General features: G+C 75.1%; 6 protein-coding genes and 1 pseudogene. 4 read left to right on the forward strand and 3 right to left on the reverse strand.

What is annotated here, in order from left to right:
- From MHW47_RS31100 to MHW47_RS31110, 3 genes and pseudogenes are all read right to left on the reverse strand, one after another.
- Positions 1–283, reverse strand: a pseudogene (locus MHW47_RS31100) (histidine kinase); the annotation flags it as partial.
- Positions 280–1,281 carry a hypothetical protein gene (locus tag MHW47_RS31105; protein ID WP_239227215.1) on the reverse strand — a complete coding sequence of 334 codons (1,002 nt, stop codon included), beginning with the start codon at positions 1,279–1,281 and terminating at the stop codon, positions 280–282. The gene MHW47_RS31105 and the pseudogene MHW47_RS31100, both read right to left, overlap by 4 nt.
- A 98-nt stretch (positions 1,282–1,379) precedes the next feature.
- A complete protein-coding gene (locus MHW47_RS31110; RefSeq protein ID WP_239227216.1) occupies positions 1,380–2,150 on the reverse strand; it encodes an IclR family transcriptional regulator in 771 nt (256 codons plus the stop codon).
- Between the two features lie 169 nt (positions 2,151–2,319).
- Between MHW47_RS31110 and MHW47_RS31115 the strand changes: the two genes are divergently transcribed.
- From MHW47_RS31115 to MHW47_RS31130, 4 genes are all read left to right on the forward strand, one after another.
- The gene (locus MHW47_RS31115) at positions 2,320–3,840 is read left to right on the forward strand and encodes an aldehyde dehydrogenase (NADP(+)) (RefSeq protein ID WP_239227217.1); all 1,521 of its coding nucleotides are present in this window, start codon (positions 2,320–2,322) and stop codon (positions 3,838–3,840) included.
- Positions 3,837–4,439, forward strand: a complete 603-nt coding sequence (locus tag MHW47_RS31120) for a DUF1349 domain-containing protein (RefSeq protein ID WP_239227218.1) — start codon at positions 3,837–3,839, stop codon at positions 4,437–4,439. The genes MHW47_RS31115 and MHW47_RS31120 overlap by 4 nt, the downstream gene beginning before the upstream one ends.
- Positions 4,408–4,977 (forward strand): GNAT family N-acetyltransferase, encoded by a 570-nt coding sequence (locus MHW47_RS31125; protein ID WP_308381733.1) that lies wholly within the window; start codon positions 4,408–4,410, stop codon positions 4,975–4,977. The genes MHW47_RS31120 and MHW47_RS31125 overlap by 32 nt, the downstream gene beginning before the upstream one ends.
- A 114-nt stretch (positions 4,978–5,091) precedes the next feature.
- Positions 5,092–5,808 carry a DsbA family oxidoreductase gene (locus tag MHW47_RS31130; protein ID WP_239227220.1) on the forward strand — a complete coding sequence of 239 codons (717 nt, stop codon included), beginning with the start codon at positions 5,092–5,094 and terminating at the stop codon, positions 5,806–5,808.
- Positions 5,809–5,812: the final 4 nt, after the last annotated feature.

Below are 5,812 nucleotides of genomic sequence, written 5' to 3' on the forward strand. Positions count from 1 at the left end.
CGGGCCCGTCCGCCAGCGGCCGGGCCGGGGCCGGGTCGCACAGGGCGCGGGCGGCGGCCACCGACAGCGGCCGGGCGGTGGGCAGCAGCGCGGTGAGCGCGGCCATCGGCAGGGCGTAGCCGAAGGCGGAGAAGGTCGCCGGGAGCGGGCCGAAGACGTCGGTGCCGGGGGCGTACAGGCTCACGACGACCGTGCCGACCAGGAAGTACGGCATCAGGAGCGCGCCGCCGATGATCAGATGCAGCCAGCGCAGGCGGGCGCGCCGGCCGATGAGCGGGGTCATGCCGGGGCGTCCCGCGTCCCGGCCGCGCGCTCCGCCAGGAAGTACGCGCCCACCGTCACCATGAGCGTCCCGACGAGCATCTGGACAGCGTAGGTCAACACCATGGCGGCCGTGGGCTGTCGGGCGGCTTCGTCGGCGCCCGACAGCGCGCCGACGCTCATCCAGCCGCCCCAGCAGGCCGTCGCCGCGGAGCCGCACCAGCCCAGGGCGAGCGGCACCCGCAGCGGTAGCGCGGACCGGCGGAAGGCGAGGAGCAGCACCCCGGCCACGCCGGCCGCCACGCAGACGGCGTAGACCGCTTCGAGGGCGGAGTCGCCGGCGGTGCGCTCCGCGATCCGGGCCTCGTTCAGCCCCACCGTCGCCCCGCAGGCCCACAGCAGGTGCAGGACGCCGGGCACCAGGGCGAGCAGCGAGGCCGCGACGGCCCCGGCCCGCAGCGCGGGGGCGGTGGGGCTGTCGGGCAGTTCGCGCAGGGTGCCCCGCCACAGGTGGCCCCAGCGGTCGCGGGCGTACAGCGCGAACAGGGTGCCCAGGGCCAGGCCCTGCACGATGAAGCCGGTGTAGACGACGCCGAAGACCCACTCCTCCAGGAACGGCCGGCCGGTCCCGCCTTCGCCGGGGGTCTCTCCGCCCAGCGCCCGCACCAGCAGTTGCAGCGGAAAGCCGGCCATGATCGGCAGCAGCAGCCCGGTCGCCGTCCACATCGGCAGCGCGAGCAGCCAGGCGGGCGCCCGCGTCCCCCAGGGCCGGGTGAGCAGCAGGGTGAGGACCACCACCGCGCCGTCCATCAGCAGGGTGCCGGCGTTGGCGACGGCCATGGTGGCGCGGTGGTCGAGCAGCACGCTGCCGTCCGGGATGCCGAGGTGGCTGCCCGCCACCCAGGCGGCCTTGAGCGCCATGTACGGCAGGCAGGAGGCGATGGCGACGGCGCGCAGCAGGGCGCGCGGGGAGCGGGCGGGCGGCGCGGGGGCCGGTGGTGCGGCGGAGGTCTGCGTCATGGCCCCCACGCTGCCGGGCGGGCCGCCCCGGCACGTCGTGCCCGGTGACGATCCGTCTCCGCCGCGCGGCGGAGACGGGTCTCGTCCGGGGCGCGGGGTCAGAGCCGGCGGGTGGCGAGCGTCAGCCGGTCGCGGGCGTCGAACAGCGCGTCCTTGACGAGCTGTTCGTGGGCGGGCGTGAGCCGGGCGACCGGGACGGAGCAGCTGATGGCGTCGCGGGCCGGGGTGCGGTACGGGACGGCGACGCCGAAGCAGCGCAGCCCCAGCGTGTTCTCCTCGCGGTCCACCGCGTACCCCTGCTCGCGGATCTGGTGCAGCTCCTCGATGAGCCGCTCGCGGTCGGTCAGGGTGTGCTCGGTCAGCGCGGGCAGCGTCTCGGGCAGCATCTTGCGGACCTGCTCGTCGCTGTAGGTGGCCAGCAGGGCCTTGCCGAGGGAGGTGGAGTGCGCGGGCAGCCGGCGGCCGACGCGGGTGAAGGGGCGCAGGTAGTGCTGGGACTGGCGGGTGGCGAGGTAGACCACGTTCGTCCCGTCGAGCCGCGCCAGGTGGATGGTCTCCGTGGTGTCGTCGGAGAGCCGGTCGAGCGTGGGGCGGGCCGCGGCGACCACCTCGTCGCCGTCGATGTAGGAGGTGCCGACGAGCAGGGCCCGGACCCCGATCCCGTACCGCGTGCCCGTCGCGTCCGTCTCCACCCAGCCCAGCTCGACCAGGGTGCGCAGCAGCATGTACAGGCTGGACTTGGGGTAGCCGACGGCCTCCTGGACCGCGGCGAGCGAGTGCATGCCGGGCCGCCCGGCGAAGTACTCCAGCAGCTCCACCGTCCGTACCGCGGACTTGACCTGTGCCCCACCCGACTCGGGAACCGACATCGCCCTGTGCCCCTTTCAGTCCACCGACGAAACCCTGTGACTTCTTGCCAACACCGAACGCCCGGAAATAGAGTCGCTTCACATTCACGTTCAGGAACGCTGTTCAGAATACCGAACAGCTTATACCGGACGACTTCTGATGTGCGGCAGTGGAGCGGAAGGAAAAACGGTGGCAGCAGCACCAGTCTGGAGCGTCGACCCCCGCAGCGGGAACCCGCGCGAGCAGGTTGCGGCGGAGGCCACAGCGGAGGAGGTCGACCGCGCGGTCCGCGCCGCCCACGCCGTACGCGGCTCCCTCGCCGACCGCGCCACGCGCGCCGCGTTCCTGCGCACCGCCGCCGAGCGGCTCACCGGTGCGGCCGAGCGCGTAGTGGCGGCCGCCGACGCCGAGACCGCCCTCGGCCCGGCCCGGCTGAACGGCGAACTCGCCCGCACCGCCGCCCAGTTGCGCGCCTTCGCGGAGGTCGTCGAGGAGGGCGCCTACCTCGACATCCACATCGACCACGCGGACGCCACCCGCACCCCGCCCTGGCCCGACCTGCGCCGCTACAAGATCCCGCTCGGCGTCGTCGCCGTCTACGCCGCCAGCAACTTCCCGCTCGCCTTCTCCGTGCCCGGCGGCGACACCGCCAGCGCCCTCGCGGCCGGCTGCCCCGTCGTCGTCAAGGCGCACCCCGACCACCCGGCCACCTCCGAGCTGTGCGCCGCCCTCCTGCGCGAGGCCGCGGCGGAGAGCGGACTGCCCGAGGACGTCGTCACCCTCGTGCACGGCTTCGACGCCGGGGTCGCCCTCGTCCGGCACCCGCTGGTCGCCGCCGCCGGGTTCACCGGCTCGGTACGCGGCGGACGCGCCCTGTTCGACGCGGCCGCCGCCCGGCCCGTCCCCATCCCCTTCCACGGCGAACTCGGCTCCCTCAACCCCGTCGTCGTCACCGGCGCCGCCGCCGCCGAACGCGGCGAGGAGATCGGCGCGGGCCTGGCCGCCTCGATGACCATGGGCGTGGGCCAGTTCTGCACCAAGCCCGGATTCGTCCTGGTGCCCGAGGGGGAGGGCGGCGACCGGCTGCTGAAGTCCCTCACCGACGCCGTCTCCGGCACCGGCCCCGGGGTCCTGCTCGACCACCGGATGCGCGACGCCTTCCTCGCCGGCGTCACCGAGCGCGCCGCCCTCCCGGAGGTGGACGCCCCCGTCGTCCCCGGCGCGGGCGACGCGCACACCGTGGCCGCCGGCTTCCTGACCGTCCCCGCCCGCGCGCTCACCACCGAGGGGCCGCACGACGCGCTCCTGGAGGAGTGCTTCGGCCCGGTCACCGTGGTCGCCCGCTACGCCGCCGAGGACGAGATCACCGCCGTCCTGTCCCGGCTCCCCGGCAACCTCACCGCGACCCTCCACATCTCCGCCGAGGAGGCCGAGGGCGCCGCCGCCGGCCTCCTCGCCGCCCTCACCCCGCTCGCCGGACGCGTCCTCGTCAACGGCTGGCCCACCGGCGTCGCCGTCGCCCCCGCCCAGCACCACGGCGGTCCCTACCCGGCCACCACCTCCACCTCCACCTCGGTCGGCGCCACCGCCATCGAGCGCTGGCTGCGCCCGGTCAGCTACCAGACCACCCCCGACGCCCTCCTCCCGCCGGAGCTGCGCGAGGACAACCCGCTGGGCCTGCCCCGCCGCGTGAACGGACGAACCGCGTGATCCCCGCACTCCCCTTCCCGCTGAAGCCGTACGGACCCGACGGCGCCTGGGCGTACGAGGACGGCGTGCTCACCGGCCGGGCCGGCGCCCGCCAGGACCGGTTCGTCCCGCCGGGCGGCGACAGCCTGGACCCGGCGAGCGACGCGCCCCGGCTCCTCGGCACCGCCCCGGCCGGCGACTTCCAGCTGAGCGCCCGGGTGCGCGTCGGCTTCGCCGCCGCCTTCGACGCCGGGGTGCTCTACCTGCACACCGGCGAGCGGGAGTGGGCCAAGCTCTGCCTGGAGCTGTCCCCGGACCGCCCGACCGTCTGCACGGTGGTCACCCGCGGCCACTCGGACGACGTCAACTCCTCCGTCGTGGACGGCGACGCCCACTGGCTGCGCCTGAGCCGTACGGGCAGCGCCTTCGCCTTCCACGCCTCGGCCGACGGCGAGCGGTGGACCTTCGTCCGCGTCTTCGCCCTGGGCACCCCCGAGGAGGCCGCGCACGCCTCGGTCGGCTTCCTCGCCCAGTCACCCACGGGCGAGGGCTGCGAGGTGGCCTTCGACCGGATCGCCTTCCGGCCCCGTGGCATCGCCGACATGCGCGACGGCGGCTGACGGTGCGGGGCGGCGGAACCGGCGCCCCGCACCGCACGTCCTCCCCATCATGATCCGTACAGCGACGCAGGACGACCTCGACGCGATAGTGGCCCTGCACACCGAGGCCAGGGCCACCTACTACAGCGGACATCTCGCCGAGGAGGAGTACGCGGGCCGGGCCGAGGTGAGCCGGAGCAGGGACGGCTGGGCCCGCGCGGTGGACCGGGAGGACGCCACGGTGCTCGTCGCCGAGCGGGACGGCGCCGTCGTCGGCATCGCCGCCCACTCGGTGCACGACGGGTGGACGTACCTCACCCAGCTCCACGTCTCCCCGGCCCACTGGCGCGAGGGCATCGGCAGCGCCCTGCACCTCGCGTGCCTCGCCGACTGGCAGCGGCGCGGCGTGACGCGGGCCCGCCTGGAGGTCTTCGAGCCCAACCGGCGGGCGCAGGCGTTCTACTCGGCATGCGGCTGGGCCGCCGACCCGGAGACGCCCCGGAACGACGACCATCTGGTGCTGCGCCTCGCGGTGCCGCAGGCGCCCGGAAGAGGCTGAGCGCAAGGGAGGCGGCCCGGGAATGGCACGGGCCCCTCATGCGTTGGGCGGGGGAGCGGAGGTGGCTCCGCGCTGAGCCGGCAGCCCCCGGAGAGTACGGAGAGAAGAAGAGTCATGCGCGTCGAGATCTGGAGCGACATCGCCTGCCCCTGGTGCTACATCGGCAAGGCACGCTTCGAGAAGGGACTGGCGGGCTTCGCCCACCGCGACGACGTCGAGGTGGTGCACCGGTCCTTCGAGCTCGACCCCGCCCGGGCCAAGGGCGACACCGAGCAGGTCGTCGACATGCTGGCGCGCAAGTACGGACGCACCCCCGACGAGGCCCGCGCCATGGAGGCCAACGTGGCGGACAACGCCCGGGCCGAAGGGCTCGGCTACCGCACCGAGGGCCGCGACCACGGCAACACCTTCGACATCCACCGGCTGCTGCACCTGGCCAAGGCCCGCGGCCGCCAGGACGAGCTGCTGACCCTCGCCTACCGCGCCAACTTCGCCGAGGAGCGGTCCGTCTTCGACGACGCCGTGCTGCTGGAGCTGGCCGCGGAGGCGGGGCTCGACGCCGAGGAGGCGCGCACCGTGCTCGCCGACCCGGAGGCGTACGCCGCCGAGGTGCGCGCCGACGAGCAGGAGGCGGCCGCACTGGGCGCCAACGCCGTGCCGTTCTTCGTCTTCGACCGGCGCTACGGCATCTCCGGCGGCCAGCCCGCCGAGGTCTTCACCCAGGCCCTGGAGCAGGCGTGGAAGGACCGTCCGGTGACCGCCGCCGGGGACGCGGCCGCCTGCGACGCCGACGGGGCCTGCGAGGTCCCGAGCGCCGCCGGGAACGCCTGACCGG

It is taken from the genome of Streptomyces sp. OfavH-34-F (assembly GCF_022347745.1).
Taxonomy (GTDB): domain Bacteria; phylum Actinomycetota; class Actinomycetes; order Streptomycetales; family Streptomycetaceae; genus Streptomyces.